Genomic DNA, 19647 nt, shown 5'->3' on the forward strand with positions numbered 1-19647 from the left:
CTCCCACACCTCCGAGACAAGGGGTCCCCCCACCATGTCCCGACACTGGAGACTCGCGCCCCTATGGGTGCTGGCCCTGCTCGCCGCGCTGCTCGCGGTCAGTCCGCCGGCCCCCGCCCACGCCGCCACCGCCACCTCGGTCACCGTGGACGGCACCCAGGGCGGCAGGACCTTCGACGGCATCGGCGCGATCAGCGGCGGCGGCGGCAACTCCCGCCTGCTGACCGACTACCCGGCCGCCCAGCAGGCGCAGATCCTCGACTACCTCTTCAAGCCGGACTACGGCGCGAGCCTGCAACTGCTCAAGGCCGAGATCGGCGGCGACGCGAACTCCACCGACGGCTCCGAGCCGTCCGTCGAGCACACCCGCGGCCAGATCAACTGCAACGCCGGATACGAGTTCTGGCTGATGGAGCAGGCCAAGGCCCGCAACCCCGGCATCAAGCTGTACGGGCTCGCGTGGGCGGCGCCCGGCTGGATCAGCGGCGGCTTCTGGTCCACCGACACCATCAACTACCTGATCTCCTGGCTCGGCTGCGCCAAGCAGCACAACCTGACCATCGACTACCTCGGCGGCTGGAACGAGCGCGGCCACGACGTCAACTGGTACATCCAGCTGCGCTCGGCCCTCAACGCCGCCGGATACGGCAGCGTCCAGATCGTCGGCGACGACAGCGGCTGGGGCGTGGCCGACGACATGGCGGCCAACTCCGGCTTCAACAGCGCGGTCTCCGTCATCGGCGCCCACTACCCGTGCCAGGGCGGCGACGGCGGCAACGCCGAGACGTGTTCGAGCACCACCACCGCGAAGAACAACGGCAAGCCGCTGTGGGCCAGCGAGAACGGCTCGATCGACATGGACCAGGGTGCCCCGCCGCTGATCCGCTCCATCACCCGCGGCTATGTGGACGCGAGGATGACCGCCTACCTCAACTGGCCGCTCGTCGCCGCGATCTACCCCAACCTGCCCTACGCCACGGTCGGCCTGGCGACCGCCGCGTCCCCCTGGTCGGGCCACTACGGCATCGGTGAGAACACCTGGGCCACCGCCCAGGTCACCCAGTTCAGCCAGCCCGGCTGGAAGTTCATCGACTCCGCGTCGGGCTATCTCGGCGGCGCCGAGTCCAACGGCAGCTACGTGACGCTCAAGTCGCCGAACGGCAGCGACTATTCGACGGTGCTGGAGACGACCACCGCGACCGCCGCCCAGACCGCGACCGTGCATGTGCAGGGCGGCCTGTCCACGGGCGCCGTCCACGTCTGGGCGACCCGGGTCAACTCGCCCAGCGCGGCGACGGACTTCGTCCACACCCAGGACATCACGCCGTCCGGCGGTTCGTACTCGCTGACCCTTCAGCCCGGTTACGTCTACACCGTGACCACGACCACCGGGCAGGGCAAGGGCACCGCGACCGCGCCCGCCGACCACGCGCTGGCGCTGCCGTACTCCGACACCTACGACAGCACCGCCACCAACACCGAGGCCAGGTACCTGTCCGACATGCAGGGCTCCTTCGAGGCCCGGCCGTGCGCCGGCGGGCGCTCGGGGCAGTGCGTGCAGCAGGTCACCCCGGTCAAGCCGATCGAGTGGCAGGACGACTCGGACGCCTTCACGCTGGCCGGCGACCCGACCTGGTCCAACTACACGGTCAGCACCGACCTCAACCTCCAGCAGGCCGGCACCGTCACCCTGCTCGGCCGGGCCGGCACCCAGAACCGCCCGCAGGGCCACCAGGCCGCCTACCAGCTGCGGTTGAGCGACACCGGCGCCTGGTCCATCGCCAAGAACACCAGCTCGGGCAATCTCAGCACGCTGGCGTCCGGCACCCGTGCCGCGCTCGGCCTGAACACCTGGCACACGGCCGCGCTGGGCTTCTCCGGCGACCAGATCACCGCGACCCTCGACGGCGGCACCCTCGGCACGGTCAACGACAACTCCTACGGCAGCGGCCAGGTCGGCTTCGGGGTCGTCGGCTACCAGACCGACCAGTTCGACAACCTGTCGGTCACCCCGAAGGCCGCGGGCAACGTCAGCGGGGTCCTCAAGGGCCGGCAGTCCGGGCTGTGCGCCGACGTGCCCGCCTCCAGCCAGGCCAACGGCACCGCGGTCGCCCTGTGGGGCTGCAACGGCGGCGCCAACCAGACCTGGACCGCGACCCCGTCGAAGCAGCTCATGGTCTACGGCACCAAGTGCCTCGACGCGGCGGCCGGCGGCACCGCCGACGGCACCCTGGTACAGATCTACGACTGCAACGGCACCGCGGGCCAGCAGTGGACCGTCAACGCCGACGGCAGCGTCGTCGGCGTCGGCTCCGGCAAGTGCCTGGACGCGGCCAAGCTCGGCACGGCCAACGGCACCCCGCTGGAGCTGTGGAGCTGCAACGGGGGTGCGAACCAGAAGTGGGACCGCGGCAGCGTCACCACCGCGCTGCGCGGCCAGGAGTCCGGCCGCTGCGTCGACGTACCCGCCGCCAACCAGGCCAACGGCACCCGGCCCGCGCTGTGGGACTGCAACGGCGGCAGCAACCAGGCCTGGACCTCCACGGCCAACGGCCGGCTGACCGTGTTCGACAGCAAGTGCCTGCAACCGGTGGGCGGCGCCACGGCGGACGGCACCGGTGTCGAGATCTACGACTGCAACGGGAGCGCCGGCCAGCAGTGGACCGTCAGGTCCGACGGCACGGTCGTGGGCGTCGCCTCGGGCAAGTGCCTGGACGCCACCGCTGACGGAACCGCCAACAGCACGCCGCTGGACATCTGGACCTGCACCGGCGGCGCCAACCAGATCTGGGGGACCGGACGATGAAGCGAACTCTCCTCGCCGCCGCGGCGGCACTGGTGACCACGGCCGCGCTGAGCGTGGCGGGCGCGACGGCCGCCGGCGCGCAGTCCCCGGCCGCCGCCCCCTCCTCGCTGCGGCTGATGCCGCTCGGCGACTCGATCACCTGGGGCGTCGGCAGCAGCACGGGCGACAGCTACCGCTCCACGCTGTGGAACGACCTGGCGGGCGAGGGACACGCGCTGGACTTCGTCGGCAGCGGACGCAACGGCGTCATGTCCGACTCCGACAACGAGGGCCACTCCGGCTGGCGGATCGACCAGATCGCCGGCATCACCGACGCCACCCTGGCCCGCTACCGGCCCAACGTCATCACCCTGATGATCGGCACCAACGACCTCAACCAGAACTACCAGGTGCCCACCGCCACCACCCGGCTGCGCGCGCTGGTCGACCGGATCACCGCCGACGCCCCCGACGCGACGGTGCTGCTCGCCTCGCTGATCGTCTCCACCAACTCCACCGAGGAGCCGAACCGCCCGGCCTTCAACCAGGCCGTGCCCGGCATCGTGCAGGCGGAACAGGCGGCGGGAAAGCACGTCGGCTACGTCGACATGGGCGCGCTGACCGCCGCCGACCTCTCCGACGACCTGCACCCCAACGACGGCGGCTACGTCAAGATGGCCACCGCCTTCAACTCCGCGGTCCAGACCGCGGACGCCGCCGGGTGGATCCACGCACCCGTGCCGCTCACCAGCGGCGTCGTCCATTCCGGCATCAGCGGCAAGTGCCTGGACGACAACAGCGGTTCCACCGCCAACGGCACCGCGGTCCAGCTGTGGAGCTGCAACAACAGCAGCGCCCAGGTGTGGAGCACCCCCGGCGACGGCACCCTGCGCGTCCTCGGCAAGTGCCTGGACGCCACCGCGAACGGCACCGCCAACGGCACCAGGACCGAGATCTGGGACTGCAACGGCGGCGGCAACCAGCAGTGGCAGCCGTACAACGGCGGCTACCGCAACCCGGTGTCGGGCCGCTGCCTGGACGACCCGTCGTCCTCGACAGCGGACGGCACACAGCTCCAGCTCTGGGACTGCAACGGCACCAACGCCCAGAAGTGGACGGCGCCGCAGACGTCCTGACGCCCCTCGCGCCCCTGCCCTGCCGGACCCCTCTCCGGCGGGGCAGGGGCAGGTGTGGCCAATGGCCGGGACAGCGAACGCGGTTCGGGCTAACGTCTCCTCAACGGCCATTGCCTACAGGGGTGTACATGCTGGACGAAGCACTCGCCGCGCTCGCGGCGTCGGGGGGCGCAGCCGTCGCCGCGGCTGCGGGCACGGAGGCCTGGACGGGCCTGCGCGGCAGCCTGGCCCGCTGGTTCGGCCGCGGCAGCGAACGCCGTGAGACCGCCGTTCTGGCCCGCCTCGACCAGACGGGGGCGGAGCTGGCGACGGCGGAGCCCACGCAACTGGAGAGCGTACGGTCGGCCTACCGCGCGATCTGGCAGACCCGCATCCAGGACCTGCTGGAGGACCTCGACGCGGAGGAGCGCGAGCAGGCCGCGGCCGGGCTGCGCCGGGTGCTGGCCGAACTGCCGCCCGCCCGGAACCAGGTGAGCGCGGACCGCGGTGGCGTCGCCGCGGGCGGCGACCTCACCGTACGGGCGGAGGGCGACGGTTCCGTCGCCGCCGCCGTGGTGCGGGGCGATGTGAACGTCGGGCGGCCCTGGACCGCGGGCGGTGGCGGGAGCTCGCACCGCCCTTCGCCGCCGGACGCCTCCCAGGGCTGAGCGATCCGGCGTCCCACCGCCCGACGGCGCCGCCGGAACGGCAGGGTGCGGCGTCCCGGCCGGCCCTGTGGCCGTGGCCGGCCCGCCCCTCGGCCGGCTTCGCGGTGCCGGCGGTGTCCGCGGTTCCGGCCGCACCGGCGGCTCCCGCGGCCTCGGCCGCACCGGAAGTGCCGCCCGCCGCGCCCGGCGTGCCCCCCGCCGCACCGGCCCTGAGCGTCCGTGGCGACCTGCACGTGGAGAGCCGGGGCGGCGGCGTCTCGGTCGGCCAGACCCACACCTTCAACCTCACCCAGTACCAGGGTTCCGCCCCGGCGTCCCCCGTACCGCTGCCGCACCGCATCGGGCGCGTCCCCGGCAGGGCGCCGCACTTCCAGGACCGGCGCGAGAGCGAGGCGCTGGCCGCCGCCCCGCCGGGCCGGCCGCTGATCCTCACCGGCACCGCCGGCACCGGCAAGAGCCAGATCGCCGCACGGTTCGCGGAAAACGCATGGGAGCAGGGCGAGTTGCAGCTGCTGCTGTGGATCGCCGACGCCACCCAGGAAGCCGTCACCGCCGCCTATGTGCGGGCCGCGCAGGACCTGTTCGGCCGCCACTTCCCCGACCCGGCCGAGGGCGTCCAGGCGTTCCTCAACTGGCTCCGTCCGGCAGGCGGTACGCAGCCGCGCCCGTGGCTGATCGTGCTGGACGGTGTCGTGGACCCCGCCGGCCTCGCCGACTGGCAGTGGCCGCCGGCCAGTCCGGTCGGGCGGGTGCTGGTCACCAGCCGCCGCCGGGACTTCGACGCGGCCATGGAGCCGGAGATCATCCGGGTCTGGGACTTCACGCCCGAGGAGGCCCGCGCGTATCTGCACCGCGCGCTGGACCAGGGGGAGTCGGGACCGGTCTCCGAGACGGAGGTCGGCGAGCTGGCCGACCAGCTCGGCGGCCTCCCCCAGGCCCTCGCGCACGCCGTCCGGCACATCGCGACCGAGGGCATCACCGTCGAGGAGTACGTCGATCTGCTCGACGACCGCGAGGCGTACGAATCCGTCGTGCACCTCCCGCTGTGGCTGTCCATCGAAGCCGCGGACCGCGCGGTCCCCGAGGGCGTGACGGTCTACGTGCTCGCACTGGCCAGTGTCCTGGGCGAGGAGGGGGTGCCGGACGACGTCCTGTCCTGCGCGCCCGCGCTGGCGCTGCTCACCCGGCTGAGCGAGGCGGCCGCCGAGGTGACCGCGGGGGACGTCGCCGCCGTGCTGCGCGTGCTGCACGGCCACAGCCTGGTCGACATCCAGCAGGAGCGCGCGTACCGGACCGTACGCGTCGAGACGCCGGTGCGCGGGGCGGTCCTGGCCGCGGTGAACGCGGGGCCCCTCGCGGATCTGGTCCGCGACGCCGCCGGGGTGCTGGCCGCCGTGTGGCCCGAGGTCGAGCGCGACGCCGGGCGGGCCCAGTTGCTGAGGGCAGGCGCCGGGACGCTGACCGACGCCGCCGACTTCGCGCTGCTGCGCGACGGCATCCACCCGGTGGTCTTCCGGGCCGGCCGCAGCGCCGGTGAGTCGGGCCGACTGGCCGCGGCGCAGGCGTACTTCCGCGAGGTGGCCGCCGTCGCGAGTGACCTGATCGGCGCCGAGCACCCCGATGTGCTCAGGGCGCTGGTCTGCGCGGCCCGCTGGCGCGGCGCCGGAGGGGACGACGCCGGAGCGGCGGCGGAGCTGACCGGCCTGCTCGCGTCGCAGCGGCGGCAGTTGGCCGCCGACCACCCGGACATCCTCACGACCCGCTACCACCGGGCGGCGTGCCGCATGTCCGCGGAAGGCTGGGACTCGGCGGGGCCGCGGGCCGCGGTCACCAGTGTCCTCGCGGACCAGACACGGGTGCTCGGCCCTGACCACCCCGACACCCTGGCCACCCTGCTGGCCGTGGTGGAGGCGACGGTCGACCAGCACGCCTATGCGGTCGGCGGCGCCGACGCGGTGGTGGAGCGGCTCCTCGGCCCCGACCGCCCCGACGTGATCGAGGAGGTGGACATCGCGGCGGCGCTGGTCACCGAGCTGGAGCGGGTCCTCGGCCCCGACCGCCCCGGCACCGTCGTCGCTCGCCGGCTCCTGGCGGCCGCCCATCTGCGGGCCGGCGACGAGGACACCGCGCGGGCCGTCTCGGCGACCGCGCTGGCCGAGGCGCAGAGGGCACTCGGCCCCGGCCACCCCGTCACCCTCGCCGTGCGACGGCAGACGGCGTTCATGAGCCGCATGTGGGGCGGGCACGTGACAGCGACCCCGGCGCTCGTCGGCGTACTCGCGGACCAGAAGAAGCTGCTGCCCGCCGATCACCCCGAGATCCTGGAGACGCGGCACTGCCTGCTGTACATCCGATACCGGGTCGACCAGGCACGCACTCCGCACGTGGAGCCTGATCAGCTGCTGGACGACTACGCCGCCCTGCTCGCCGACGCGCGGCGGGCCTTCGGCCCCGACCACCACCGCAGCCTCAGCGTTCTCGACTGGATCGGCGATGTACAGGCGTCCTTGCTCAGCCCGGTGGCAGCGATCGTGACGCTCGCGGAAGTGGTCGGCCGGCGCTCGCGCGTCCTCGGCCACGACCACCCGAGGACGCTCGACGCGCGCACCGGTCTCGCCACGCGACGCGGCCTGGCAGGAGACGCCGTCGGCGCCGTCGTCGGGCTGGCCGAGGTCGTTGTCGAGCAGACCCGGATTCTGGGCCCCGACCACCTCGACACCCTCCGTACCCGGTACAACCTCGCCGTCCAGCGCGGGAAAGCCGGCGACCTGCCCGGAGCGGACGCCGAACTGACCCGGCTGTGCTCCGACGTCGAACGGATCAGGGGCGACACTCGCGGCAAGACCCACCGAGTCGGTGAGTCGCTCGCTCGCTGGAGGCGGGTGGCTTCCGCGGCGAAGCCGAGGTGACCCGCCGGCGGCCTTGGCGGCCGCCCCGTCCCGCGCGTCACAGCGGAGGGCGGACGCCGACGCTGTCGAGGAAGGCCTCGGCCGCGGGGAGGCCCGCGGTGTCGAGCACGGCCGCGACGTATCCGTCGGGGCGGACGAGCACCCACCGGCCCGACGCGAGCCCGTAGCCGTCGCGGACGTGGCTGCCGGGGTCGAGGATGTCGCCCCGGGCGCCGATGGTGTGGACGCGCAGGCCGGTACGCGGGGCCGGGGCCGAGGCCCGGTCGACGCCGTGGCCGAGCAGGGTCCAGTGCGGGCCGCGGAAGAGTGTGAAGAGCCGGGTGGGCAGCCCGCCGGCGCCGGTCACGGGTGCGTCGGGCGCACGGTCGCCGGGCCGTACGCCCTTGTCGTGCCCGGGACTTGCCAGCGACAGGGGCGAGTCGGGGTAGCCGAGGTCGAGTTGGCCGACCTCACGGCCCCGGCGGTGGTCGCGGTTCCTGGCGGCTTCGAGCAGCCGGGTGGACAGGCCGAGTACGTCCTCGGCGATCGGGCGGCGCTCGGCCTCGTAGCTGTCCAGCAGCGCGTCCGGGGCGCCGCCGAGGACGCCGGCGAGCTTCCAGCCGAGGTTGTAGGCGTCCTGGACACCGGTGTTGAGGCCCTGCCCGCCGGTCGGCGGGTGGCAGTGCGCCGCGTCCCCGGCCAGGAACACGCGGCCTTGCCGGTAGGTGTCGGCCAGCCGGGCGTTCATCTCGAAGGCGGACGCCCAGGAGACCGCGTGGATCGCGAGGTCGTCCCGGCCGGTGCGCTCGCGTACCAGCGCGGTGAGCCCCGCGGCCGACAGGTCGACCTCGACGTCGAAGGGGAGCGGCCCCTGGAGCTGGAACATCTCGGTGCCGTACAGCGGGCACAGCGACACCTGCGCCGCCGTCCCGTCCCCCCAGCGGTGCCAGGCGTCGGCGGTGACGCCCTCGGCCAGGACATCGGCGACGACCGCCCGCACACCCAGGGTCCGGCCGGGAAAGCCGATGCCGAGGGCCTTGCGCACGGTGCTCGATCCCCCGTCGGCGCCGATCAGGTAGCGCGCCCGCACGGTCTGTTCGCCGCCCGGGCCGGCGATCTCCGCGGTGACGCCGTCGGCGTCCTGTGCGAAGCCGGTCAACTCGCGGCCGTAGCGCGGGATGTGCCCCAGCTCGGTGAGGCGCTCGCGCAGCCGGCGCTCGGTGAGGAACTGCGGCACGAGCAGCGGAATCCGGTACGGCTCGGCGGCCGTCGGCTCCGACCGTACGACGACGGGCTCGTCGACCGTCGTCCCGTCCTCGGTGTAGTGGCGCTGCACGGGATATTCACCGCCGGAGGCGACGATCGCGTCGATCACGCCGAGGTCTTCGAACACCTCCTGGCTGCGCGGCTGAATACCCTTGCCGCGCGACCCGGCGAACGGCCCGGCGGCCTTGTCGATCAGCAGAAAGCGGATGTGCCGCCGTGCAAGGTCGACAGCCAGCGTCAGCCCGGCCGCGCCGGCCCCGCAAATAATCACGTCGGTGTCCATGGGAACCCCCCTCGCCACGCGGATGACCCGCGGCACGGGTCTGCCGCACTGATGTAGTACGTGACACCAACCAAACTAGTTGGCGCCACGTACTACGTCAAACGGTCCGATCGCGCCTGGCGTCTGCTGGCGGTCTGACCGCCCGGGGGTCACTTCAGGTGGCGGGTGAAGAAACCGGCTGCCGAGATCGGCTCGCCGGCCTGCATCGCCCGGCGGGGGTCGGCGCGAGCCTGCTCCTCGGCGGCGGAACGGGGTCGGCCGCCGTGCCCGGGTGGTCGATGGCCGCCACCGCGTAGCCGTACTCCGCCGCACAGTGCCGGGCCCGGCCCGCCAGCCGCCGTGGCCCGCCAACCGGTCTGCGCGGGCCCCGGATCAGGCCGGAAGGTCGCCGGACTTGACCGCGGATATGAAGGACGACCACGCGGCCTGCGGGAAGAGCAGGGCCGGGCCGTGCGGGTCCTTCGAATCGCGGACCGGGATTCCGCCGGAGTGGTTGTCCAGGATCTCGACACAGCTGCCCGCCTCGGTGCCGCTGTAGGAGGACTTGCGCCACCCGGTCCGTGTGGCTGAGTTGGCTATGACGTGCTCAGTCATGGTGTCCGAAGTCCTTCGCTGTCGCCCGCAATATGGCAAGGGACTCCCGTACCGGAAGCGCGTCCCCTAGCGCGCGATAGTAGGCGCTTTGCAGGCGGTCAACGACGGCCGGGGTGTCGTGCACTTTGCCGATTTGCAAGCCCTCGGAGTAAGCCACCGGAGGCTGGTCCTCGAACCACATCAGCGTGAGCATGCTCTGCATCAGCGGGTGGACGCCCAGATTGAAAGGCAGGACGTGTACGCGGATCCGGTCGCTCTCGGCCAGGCGCACCATGTGCGTGATCTGGGCTGCCATCACTTCGGAGCCGCCGATGGGGCGGCGCAGCACGGCCTCGTCCAGAACCGCCCACACTACAGGTGACGCCGGGTGGTCAAGGATCTTCGCGCGCTCCAGCCGTGTGACAACGAGCCTGTCACATTCCTCCTTGCTCAATTCGGGAAAACCGACTCGCAGAAGGGCACGCGCGTACGACTCGGTCTGGAAGATGCCGGGCACGAACGACAGGGCGAACTCGCGGATCATCGTCGCCTGTTGTTCGAGCTGGCGAGCTGCGGCGAAATAGTCGGCCACCGCCACGTCCTCGTCGGGCAGGAAGCTGCTCAGGACGTTTCCCGTGTTCAGTGCCTTGTCCAAGCGGCGAGCGTCCTGTTGCGACGGCACCCGGCGCCCCGCCTCGATGTGGGCGATATGCGTGCGCGTCATGATCGCGATGTCGGCCAGCTCCTGCTGGGTCAGGCCCGCGGCCTCGCGCTGGGCCTTCAACCAGTCCCCGTATTTGTTACTCACCGTCAGCTCCCGTGTGACTGATGATCTGTCACCTGCTACCTACTGGCGAGCCTAGGTCTGTCCGTCTCAGTGTGTGAGGAGATCGCTACATAGAGGTTTCTTTACATGCGAGTGAACGGAGTTGACGACGTGACCGACCTGATCGCCCGGCTGGGCAGGGCGCTGCTGCGGCGGCGGGAGCCCGTATCCCTACCGCCAGAGCCGGAGCCGACGCCGGAGCCGGTGTCCGCGCCCGACCGCGTACCCGGACCCGCGCCGCTCCGGCCCCCGCCGGAAGTGCTGCGCGGCGAGGACGTGGCCCTCGTGCGGCCGTACTACGTCGCGTACGAGCGCGAGCAGCCCGCGCGGCAGCGGGTGCTGTGGGTGGCGGCGCACGGAGTGCACCTGCGCGGGGTCGAGGTCGCCGCGTGAGCGCCGGGGAGGTGCGGCTGCTGCCGTGGGCCACGGCGGACGGGCGGCCGTGCTTTCTGCTCGGCGGCGGCTCCGGGTACGTGACCCGGGTCGCGGACAACATCGAGAGCGTGCAGCTCGCGATGGCCGCGGACCTGCTGGGCCACGCGGCCGACATGTTCGCCGACCACCGGGTCACCGCACCGCAAGTGCGCTTCCTGGCGGGGCGGTTGGCGGAGTCGCTGCGTGACGTGCACCGCATCGCGGAGAGCCGCGGCGCCCGGCTCCCCCCGCCGCCCGAGGAGGACGGCGGCACTTCCTAGCCGCCCAGGGGCGCGCGCCCGGCCGAAGTGCACCGCGAACACCCTCCCGGGGGGTGTGCGGCAAGCCACGGCGGGGCGGCAGGTCCCAGGGGCGAGCCCGTACGAGGGCACAGGTTCACTCGCCCGAGCGTCGATCGGGTGACTTCGGCGGCTGCGCTTGACGGGAGTGCGGGGGTGGCGGTTCACCATGGTGACCGAACACCTCTTTTCCGCCGAAGAAGGAGAAAACGACCGATGCGACAGGGTCCGCTGGCCGGCCGCTATCCCGCGGTGGCGACGATGGTCGTTCTCGCCCTGGTGCCGTATCTGGCGCTCTCGGCGGCGTTGGGGCCCATCACGCCGCTGATCGCCAGGGAGCTGGGTATGAGCCTCCAGGCGATGAACGTGACCGCGGGCATGGCCAACGCCGGCTACGCGGTGGGGACGGTCCTGGCGGTGCAGTTCGCCCAGCACCTGCCGCAGCGGCGGATGCTGCTGGTCTACGGCGCCGTGCTGCTGATCGGCTCGGTGCTCACCGCGGCGGCGGTCGACCCCGCGATGTTCATCGTCGGGCACGTCCTGCAAGGCCTGTGCACCAGCCTGCTGCTGATCGCGGCCGTACCGCCGCTGATCATCGGATACCCGGCGGCCAGGCTGCGCACGACCGCGGTGATCATGAACGTCTGCATCTTCGGCGCGGTCGCGCTCGGCCCGGTGCTCGGCGGCGTCCAGGCCAACGCCAACGGCTGGCGCCCGCTGTTCTGGGCCATCGCCGGAATCGCCGCGGGGGCGCTCGTGCTGTCCGCCGTGACCTTCCAGGACACCCCGCCGAACGAGCCGGGCGCACCCATCGACTACATCGCGCTCGCGCTGGCCACCGTCGGGTGCGCGGCGGCCTTCTTCGGCGCCTCGGAGCTGCTCACCCACCCCTTCGTGGACGCCCTCACGTGCGGGCCGCTGATCGGCGGGCTGCTGCTGATCGTCATCCTGTTCGTCCACGAGTACACGGCCAGGCATCCGCTGCTGTGCGTGGGGAGCCTGGTCAGCACGCTCCCGGTCGCCGGTGTCGTCGCCGCCATCTGCGCGGCCGCCGCGTCGGTGTCGGCGATCTCGCTGACCCTGACCACGCTCGCGCGCCACTACTCGCCCCTGCACCTGGGGCTGCTCTACCTGCCCGAATTCGGCGGCGCGGTGATCGCCGCCTTCGTCTTCGGCTCCGTCTTCCGCACCCACCTGCTGCACTACTTCGTCCTGGTCGGCCTGCTCTTCCTGACCGTCGGCATCGTGCTCATGAACGCCGCCGCCCCGCCCACGGGCCCCCTGACCTCGGTGGGCTCGGGCCTGGTCGGCATCGGCGTCGGCTCCTCCGTCGTGCCCGCGCTGTTCATCGCCGGCTTCTCGCTGCGCTCCACCAACGTGCAGCGCGTGTTCGCGATCATCGAGCTGATGCGGGCGGTGGCGGCGTTCATGATCGCGCCCGTGCTGCTCTACGTCGCCGCCGACGTCGGCAGCAACCCCGACTCGGGTACGAGGACGGCCCTGTGGATCTGCTTCGGGATCTCGGTGGCGGGCGCGCTGGGCGCCATCGGCCTGTACGTGGCCGGCCGGGTCCGGCCGCCGACGCCGTCGGTGGACGGCTGGATGAGCGGCGAACGGCCCGGCTGGGACTCCCCGCCGCTCTTCGCCCGGTTCAGGCGGCCCGTGGAGCGCGACGACTCCTGCCTCTAGCTCCAGCCGGAGCGCTGCCGGCCGGCCCTAGCCGCGCAGCAGCGCGGCCACCGCCGCGACGACGACCTCGCGGCGGTGCGCGGCGGAGCCGTCGGCGACCACCACCTCGTACTCGGGGATGTTCGCGCTCCAGAAGCCCGAGAGGTGGAGCACCAGCCCGAGGAGTTCGGGTGCGGAGAAGCGGGTGGGCAGCCGGCCCGCCTCCTGCGCCGCCGCGATCGCCCGCACCTTCGCCGTGTTGCTGTCCACGACGACCGGCAGCAGTGCGGCGCTGCCGGCCCGCTCCAGGCGGTACCAGGTCGCGAGGCGCTGCACCCAGGGGCGCTCGACGTAGGAGTCGTGCAGGCGCCCCGCGTATTCGGGCAGGTCGTCCGGGTCGATGGGGACCGCGTCGACCGTCTCGCGGCACATCGCGTCGAAGACGGCGTCGAAGAGGCCGTCCTTGCTGCCGAAGTAGTGATAGATCTGCGCCTTGTTGCTGCGGGCGTCGGTCGCGATGCGGTCGACCCGGCTGCCGGCGATGCCGTACGCGGCGAATTCGCGGGTCGCCGCGTCCAGCAGGCGGCGCCGGGTGGCTTCCGCGTCCCGGCCTATGACGTCCCTCTTCATGGCGCCCAGCGTATCAACTAACCAGACAGTTGACATCGGCCCCGTCGCGGAGTTCCATGGGAGCCGTTACTAATCAACCGGTTAGTAAACAGCCTCCAAGGAGCCCCTCATGCCTTCCACCCCCTCCGTCTTCCTGGTCAGCGGCGCCTCCCGCGGGCTCGGCCGGGAGATCGTCCGGGCCGCGCTGGACGCCGGCCACCAGGTCGTCGCCGGCGTGCGCAGCCCCGAGTCGCTGGACGACCTCGCCGCCGAGTACGGCGACCGGCTCGCCGTCGTCGCGCTCGACGTGACCGACGACGAGGCCGCCCGCGCGGCGGTGCGCACCGCCGTCGACCGCTTCGGGCGGCTCGACGTGCTGGTCAACAACGCCGGGTACGCCAATGTCGGCTCGGTCGAGGACGTCGACTTCGACGACTTCCGCACCCAGGTCGACACCAACCTCTTCGGTGTGGTCCGGCTCACCAGGGCCGCGCTGCCGGTGATGCGCGAGCAGCGCTCCGGCCACGTGGTGCAGGTGTCCTCGGTCGGCGGCCGGATGGCCACCCCGGGCCTGTCGGCCTACCAGTCGGCGAAATGGGCCGTCGGCGGCTTCTCCTCGGTGCTGGCGGGCGAGGTCGGACCGCTGGGCATCAAGGTCACCGTGCTGGAGCCCGGCGGCATGCGCACCGACTGGGCCGGGTCCTCGATGCGGGTCGACCCGATCCGCCCGGAGTACGCCGGGACGGTCGGCGTGATGGCCGCCATGCACGGCCCCGAGGCGCTCGGCGCCAGCGACCCGGCGAAGGTCGCCCGGCTCGTACTGGACGTCGTCGCGCTCGACGAACCGCCGCTGCGGCTGCTGGTCGGCCCCGACGCGTACGCCTACGCCACCGCCGCGGGCCGCGCGCTGCTCGCCGAGGACGAGCGGTGGCGCGCGCTCAGCGAGTCGACCACCGCGGACGGCGCCACGCAGGCGCAGATCGACCCGCTGGGGCAGGTGGGCTGAGGCCGCCGCGCGCCGCCCGCCGGGCCCGCCGGAATCCGCGCATCCCCGGCCCCGGCAGGGGCAACACGCCCGGCGGCAGGGGCAGTTGGGACCAGCGAACGAACTGCCGGACCCGCGTGGCATCCTGTGACCTCCACGCTTCGCCGGCCCCGGTCGGCGAAACGCTCAGGGGGGTTGGGGGAAGGTCGCATGAAGCTCTGCTTTCTCGTGGAGGAGCACTACCGCCACGACGGGATGCCGGTCGAGGTGATCCGCCGACTCCGCGCCTGGGGGCACCAGGTGGACGTGCTGCGACCGGGGGGATCGCTGCTGCGGATGACCGAGGTCGTCAGGGCGGGCAGCCACGACGCCTGGGTGCTCAAGACCGTGTCCGGCGGCCCCGGGCTCACCCTGCTGGAAGCCGCCGCCTGCGTCGGGATGACCACGATCAACGACGCCCGCTCGATCCGCGGCGTCCGCGACAAGGCGCTCGCCGCGGCGATCGGGCGCAGCCGCGGACTGCCCATGCCGCCGACCTATGCCGCCGCCCGGCCCGAACTCCTCGCCGACATACCCGAGTCCGACTACCCGCTGGTCGTCAAGCCCGCCGACGGCAGCTCGGGACGGGCCGTCCACCTGCTCGCCGCCCCCGACCGGCTGGCCGCGCTGCTGCCGGTGCTGCGCGGCGAACGCCTGCTCATCGCCCAGCCGTACGTGCCCAACCAGGGCGTCGACATCAAGGTCTACTGCGTCGGCGACGACTTCTACGCGACCGAGCGCAATTCCCCGCTGCACCCCGACCGGCCGCACCGCGAACGCCGGGTGCCGCTGCCGCGCGAGGTCGCCGCGATCGCCGCGCAGGTCGGCGCGGTCTACGGGCTCGACCTCTACGGCCTCGACGTGCTCCTCGGCCCGGACGGGCCGGTCGTCGTGGACGTGAACGACTTCCCCAGCTTCCGGCAGGTCCCCGACGCGGCCTCCCGCGTCGCCAGCGCCGTCCTCGCCCTGGCCCGCGGCGGGCGGCCGGGCGCGTCGCCGCAGCCCGCCGCCGTACCCGTGCCGGTCGCGGCCGGCGACACCCTGTGAGGATCGGCCTCATCACGCCCGACCCCGGCCATCCGCTGCTGGCCGCGGCCACCGCGCTGCTCACCTCCCCGGGCGGCCACCGGGTCGAGGTGCTCGACCCCGCCGCCGCCACGCCGGACGGCACGCCCGCCGACGTCTACCTCCTCAAGTCCCGCACACCCCGCGCGCTCGCCCTCGCCCGCGAACTGGAGTCGCGCGGCGCCCGGGTCGTCAACTCGGCCGCCGCGACCGGGCGGTGCCAGGACCGTACGGCCATGGCGCGGGACGCGCTGCGGGCCGGGCTGCCCTTCGCCCCGACCCGCAGCTACGCCTCCGGCGCCGAACTCGCCCTCGGTGAGGCCGCGTCGGCGGGGCCGGTGGTGGTCAAGAGCCGGCACAGCCGCAAGGGGGACGTGGTCGTACGGCTCGACAGCGCATCACGCATACGGGATTTCGCGGCCGGGGCGGCGCACGAGCCCTACGTCGTCCAGGACTTCGTGCGGAACCCGGGCTGGGACCACAAGCTGTGGGCGGTCGGCCCGCACCTCTTCGCGGCCGTCCGCCGCTCCGAACTCTCCCCGCACGCACCCGGCGGCGGCCCCGTCCCGCTCGCCGAACTGCCCCCCGCCTGGCCCGCCCTCGTCCGCCGGGTCGGCGAGGTCTTCGGCCTCGACGTCTACGGGGTCGACGTGATCGACGGGGGCGGCGGCGACGCGCTCATCGTCGACGTCAACGCCTTCCCCGGCATCAGGAACCAGCCCGGCGCCCCCGAGGCCCTGGCCGAACTCGCCCTGCGGGCGGGACGCGAGTCCCTGCGGTAAGAGGACACGCCACGGCCGGCGACCGGGTATCGCGTACGAGTCCCGCCCCCGCGAGTCCCGTCGCCAGCCCTGTGGCCTGAGCCCTGAGCCATACGGCCGAGAGCGTCGGCCGACGCGGGGGCCTGGGCCGGGCTGATCCCGAGCGCGGGCGGGATGTGGCGCGGACTCGCGGCGGAGGAGCGCCCGGCAAGCGGGCTGTCGTAGCCCAGGGTGCACCGGGTCTCGCGGCCGGTCCTGCTCGCGCCCGGCGGGGAGGCGGCGGGCCTGTCGGCCGCGTCCCCCGGCGCGGCCGACGCGGGGGCGGAGCGCCCGGCAACGGGGTTGTCGCCGCCCAGGGGCGACCGGGTCTCGCGGGTCGGTGGTCCTCGCCCGGCGGGGGCGCGGCAGGCCCGCCGGCCGCGTCCCCCGTATCCCGCACCGATTCAGCGCCCGCGCCACGGGCACCCGCGCCTCGACCGGCAGGTCGGCCTCGCCGAGTATCGGCAGCCGGAGCAGCCGGAGCAGCCGGCGCTCCGGCGAGGGGTCAGCGCAGGGTGCGGAAGCCCTGGCGGAGGCGCTGGGCGGTGAGCAGGCGGCGCTCGTAGGTGGCGCCGACGTAGAGCAGGAGGCCGCCGGCCGCGGCGACCGGGGCCCAGTGCGGGAGGTGGCCGATGGACTGGGCGACGGTGGGGGCGAGTTCGTGGGCGGCGTCGGCGAGCAGGACCGCGCCGCCGGTGGCCAGCGGCGCCCGCAGCCGGTGCCTGGCGCCCAGCAGGGTGACCGCCAGTGCGGTGAGGCCCAGCAGCAGCGGGCGCAGCCAGTGCGTATCGGCCCACGCGGCCACCAGGCTCGGCAGCAGCGAGAACGCCAGCCCGGAGCCGTACGCCGCCCACGAGCCGACCGACCCGTCACGGCGGCGCCGCAGGTGGCCGAGCGCCAGCAGCACGGCGGACACGCTGACGGTGTACGGCTCCGGCGCCCCCACCCCCGCGAGGGCCAGCCGGACCCAGGAGGACGCCGCGAGCAGCGCCGCCGCGCCGGTCGCGCCCGCCATCCGCCGGTCGGCCCGCAGCGCGAGCCCGGCGCAGGCGGCGCCCGCGACGGCGAGGGCGACACTGAGCGCGTCCGGGTGCGACGTGGTGGCCACCAGCGCCGCGGCCCCGGCGGCGTACCCGCTGTATTCGACGGCGAGCGCGACGCGGCCCTTCAGCGCCGCCGCCACCGGTACGGTCGCCACCGCGACGCCCAGCACGGCGAACGCCGCGAGGTGCGGCGCGAGTCCGGCCGCGGTGGCCGCGCGGGCGGCCTCGTAGCCCGGCGCGCAGACCGCGAACGCCGCCGCGGGCACGCGGATACGGCCGCCGGCCGCGAGGCACGCGGCCAGGACCGCCGCGGCGGCCCACACGGTGAGCGCGGCGGCGTCGCTCGGCAGCGACCAGAACAGGGCGACCGCCCCCGGCGCGAGCAGCGCGCACAGCTGCGGCGCCGGATCGGCCGCGGGCCGCCGCAGCAGATGTACGCCGCCACCCACCGCCGCCAGCCCGGCCACCCCGACCTCGGCCGCGTACGGCAGCCCTACCGCCACCGGCGCGGCCACCACCGCGGCAGCCCCGGCGAGCACGGCCCCGCACCGCAGCCCCGCCGCCGCCCGTCCGAACCGCCGGACGGCACCCCCCGACACCACGGCGACCACTCCGGCGACGACGGCCACCACTCCACCGCCCTCCCGCCCCGCCAGCACCCGCGCCAACCCGGGCACGACGCCAAGCCCCGCCACCCCCAGCACGAAAGCGGCGGCCCCCAGCAGCCCGCCCCACAGCGGCAGCCGGGGGTGCGCCGCCAACCAGCTCGTCGCGGGCTGCTGGACCTGCGCCCCACCGCCGCCCCCGGCGGCAGCCCGGCCAGTCGCGCCGCCGGAGACGACGGTGTCGTCCGACAGCGCGCCCCCCACCGGCTCCCGCGGGTGCGGCGACGGGTCGGAGGCAGAAGCGTCGTCCGACCGGGCGCCCTCCGGGGACAGGCGCGGGTGTGAGGTGTCGGTGGCCGGAAGCGGCGGGAGGCGGAGGAGGCAGAGAACGGCCAGGAGGGCCGCGGGGGCCGCGGCGGCCAGCGGGGTCCAGGTGGCCGGGAGGGCCAGCCGCGGAGTGACGCCGGCCGCCGCGATCAGGGCGAGGCCGCCGAGGACGGCCGCCGCCGCGGCGGCGGCAGCGGGGAGCCGTCGCGGGCGGACCGCGGCGGCCAGGGACAGGGCCGCGGCCAGCACCAGCGGTACGCAGGCGCGCAGCGCGGACCCGTACGTGTCGTCGGCGTACGCGACCGCCGCCGCCAGTACGCCCGCCGCCGCGGTCCACATCCCGGCCGCGCCGAGCGCCATCGGCATCCACGTACCCACCGCCAGGTCCAGCACGGCGGTGACCAGCAGGGCGTACGCCAGGCCCGTGGCGTGGGTGTGCAACGCCCCCGCGGCGAGCGGAGCCGTGCACTGGAGCAGCAGCAGCGCCGCGTACGGCATCAGCACGGACCGGGTGAGCCGGCCGTACGCCGCCGTGGCCAGCGCGCCGAGCCCGGTGACCGCCGCCCAGTACCCGGCACCGCCGACCCCCAGCAGCCCGCCGATGTCCGCGGCCCTGGCCGCGTACGCGTCGAGCAGGACCAGCGCCAGGCCGACCGCCGACGCGGTCTCGGCGGTCGCGTCGAGACCGCGCCGGCGCAGGGTGAGCGGCGCCGCCAACGCGAGCACGGTCAGCGCGGTGAGCACCGCGGCCCGGCCGCCGATACCGAAGCGGCCCCAGCTGACCAGGGTGAACACCAGCCCGGCGACGATGATCAGCAGCCCGCCGAGGGTGAGCAGTACGGTCTGCGCCGACCGGGTCGGGGCGTCCGTCCACGGCGCCGCGCCGCCCGCCGGCGCCGGGACCGTACCGGGGCGCCGGGCGCGCAACGCCCCGACCAGCGCGGCCCTGCGCTGATGCAGCGCCCACCGCCGCTCCTCGACGCCGATCAGCTCGGCGTCCAGGCCCCGCAGTTCCAGGATCTCGGGGCCGTCGAGCGGCAAGCGGCACACGGGGCACATCACGGGACCCCCGTCGGCAACGGCGGGGCCGGCGTACGAGCGGCAGTCGGGGCAGCGGTGTGCGTCCATGAGGCGAGTGTGCGAACGCCTGCGGCTGGCCGGCATGAGTACCGGTACTCAACTGGCACGTCCGTGCGGGAGTTTCCCGCGCCTGGCGGCGCGGGGTTTTACCCACCCGCACCAGCCGTCCAGGGGGTTGGGGCACCATCGGCGACCGCGCGTGACGGCGTACCCCGGGGGGTTCGCTCACCCACCGCGACAGGCAGCCGCAGAGCCGGGCCGGAGCGGCACCGACCCCACCCCACCAACGGCAAGCGAACCCCGCCCGGG

The 19647-nt window shown here is 74.1% G+C and carries 15 protein-coding genes and 1 pseudogene; 10 read left to right on the forward strand and 6 right to left on the reverse strand.

Features of this window, described 5'->3' with window-relative positions; translation table 11 throughout:
- Window positions 1-34: 34 nt before the first annotated feature.
- From OHA86_RS22770 to OHA86_RS22785, 4 genes are all read left to right on the forward strand, one after another.
- Window positions 35-2806 (forward strand): ricin-type beta-trefoil lectin domain protein, encoded by a 2772-nt coding sequence (locus OHA86_RS22770; protein ID WP_329178022.1) that lies wholly within the window; start codon window positions 35-37, stop codon window positions 2804-2806.
- Window positions 2803-3921 (forward strand): ricin-type beta-trefoil lectin domain protein, encoded by a 1119-nt coding sequence (locus tag OHA86_RS22775; RefSeq protein WP_329178024.1) that lies wholly within the window; start codon window positions 2803-2805, stop codon window positions 3919-3921. The genes OHA86_RS22770 and OHA86_RS22775 overlap by 4 nt, the downstream gene beginning before the upstream one ends.
- 128 nt (window positions 3922-4049) lie before the next feature.
- Window positions 4050-4568 (forward strand): hypothetical protein, encoded by a 519-nt coding sequence (locus OHA86_RS22780; RefSeq protein ID WP_329178025.1) that lies wholly within the window; start codon window positions 4050-4052, stop codon window positions 4566-4568.
- Window positions 4569-4681: 113 nt separating this feature from the next.
- Complete coding sequence (locus tag OHA86_RS22785) at window positions 4682-7477, forward strand: tetratricopeptide repeat protein (protein ID WP_329178026.1); 2796 nt, start codon at window positions 4682-4684, stop codon at window positions 7475-7477.
- A gap of 37 nt (window positions 7478-7514) precedes the next feature.
- Here the strand turns inward: OHA86_RS22785 and OHA86_RS22790 are convergent, their stop codons facing one another.
- The 4 genes and pseudogenes from OHA86_RS22790 to OHA86_RS22805 form a co-directional block, all read right to left on the reverse strand.
- Entirely contained in the window at window positions 7515-9005 is a 1491-nt protein-coding gene (locus OHA86_RS22790) for an FAD-dependent oxidoreductase (RefSeq protein WP_329178028.1), read from the reverse strand.
- A gap of 185 nt (window positions 9006-9190) precedes the next feature.
- Window positions 9191-9342: pseudogene (locus OHA86_RS22795) on the reverse strand (alpha/beta hydrolase); the annotation flags it as partial.
- A gap of 35 nt (window positions 9343-9377) precedes the next feature.
- Window positions 9378-9599, reverse strand: a complete 222-nt coding sequence (locus OHA86_RS22800; protein WP_329178030.1) for a DUF397 domain-containing protein — start codon at window positions 9597-9599, stop codon at window positions 9378-9380.
- Window positions 9592-10386, reverse strand: coding sequence for a helix-turn-helix domain-containing protein (locus tag OHA86_RS22805; RefSeq protein ID WP_329178032.1), 795 nt, complete (start codon window positions 10384-10386; stop codon window positions 9592-9594). The genes OHA86_RS22800 and OHA86_RS22805 overlap by 8 nt, the downstream gene beginning before the upstream one ends.
- A 129-nt stretch (window positions 10387-10515) precedes the next feature.
- Here OHA86_RS22805 and OHA86_RS22810 point away from each other — a divergent pair, with 129 nt between their 5' ends.
- The 3 genes from OHA86_RS22810 to OHA86_RS22820 all read left to right on the forward strand — a co-directional run bounded on the left by OHA86_RS22810 (window position 10516) and on the right by OHA86_RS22820 (window position 12806).
- Entirely contained in the window at window positions 10516-10797 is a 282-nt protein-coding gene (locus OHA86_RS22810; protein ID WP_329178033.1) for a hypothetical protein, read from the forward strand.
- A complete protein-coding gene (locus OHA86_RS22815; protein WP_329178035.1) occupies window positions 10794-11099 on the forward strand; it encodes a hypothetical protein in 306 nt (101 codons plus the stop codon). Before OHA86_RS22810 ends, OHA86_RS22815 begins: the two co-directional genes overlap by 4 nt.
- Before the next feature lie 234 nt (window positions 11100-11333).
- Window positions 11334-12806, forward strand: coding sequence for an MFS transporter (locus tag OHA86_RS22820; protein WP_329178037.1), 1473 nt, complete (start codon window positions 11334-11336; stop codon window positions 12804-12806).
- 27 nt (window positions 12807-12833) lie between these two features.
- Here the strand turns inward: OHA86_RS22820 and OHA86_RS22825 are convergent, their stop codons facing one another.
- A complete protein-coding gene (locus OHA86_RS22825; protein ID WP_329178038.1) occupies window positions 12834-13415 on the reverse strand; it encodes a TetR family transcriptional regulator in 582 nt (193 codons plus the stop codon).
- Between the two features lie 109 nt (window positions 13416-13524).
- Between OHA86_RS22825 and OHA86_RS22830 the strand changes: the two genes are divergently transcribed.
- The 3 genes from OHA86_RS22830 to OHA86_RS22840 all read left to right on the forward strand — a co-directional run bounded on the left by OHA86_RS22830 (window position 13525) and on the right by OHA86_RS22840 (window position 16265).
- On the forward strand, window positions 13525-14400 hold the full coding sequence (locus OHA86_RS22830; protein ID WP_329178039.1) for an SDR family NAD(P)-dependent oxidoreductase: 876 nt from the start codon (window positions 13525-13527) through the stop codon (window positions 14398-14400).
- 189 nt (window positions 14401-14589) lie between these two features.
- Window positions 14590-15465 carry an ATP-grasp domain-containing protein gene (locus OHA86_RS22835; RefSeq protein WP_329178040.1) on the forward strand — a complete coding sequence of 292 codons (876 nt, stop codon included), beginning with the start codon at window positions 14590-14592 and terminating at the stop codon, window positions 15463-15465.
- Window positions 15462-16265, forward strand: coding sequence for an ATP-grasp domain-containing protein (locus OHA86_RS22840; protein WP_329178042.1), 804 nt, complete (start codon window positions 15462-15464; stop codon window positions 16263-16265). The genes OHA86_RS22835 and OHA86_RS22840 overlap by 4 nt, the downstream gene beginning before the upstream one ends.
- A 523-nt stretch (window positions 16266-16788) precedes the next feature.
- Here the strand turns inward: OHA86_RS22840 and OHA86_RS22845 are convergent.
- Window positions 16789-19386 (reverse strand): SCO7613 C-terminal domain-containing membrane protein, encoded by a 2598-nt coding sequence (locus OHA86_RS22845; RefSeq protein WP_329178043.1) that lies wholly within the window; start codon window positions 19384-19386, stop codon window positions 16789-16791.
- Window positions 19387-19647 lie beyond the last annotated feature (261 nt).

The sequence above is a fragment of the Streptomyces sp. NBC_01477 genome (genome assembly GCF_036227245.1).
Taxonomy (GTDB): Bacteria; Actinomycetota; Actinomycetes; order Streptomycetales; family Streptomycetaceae; genus Actinacidiphila.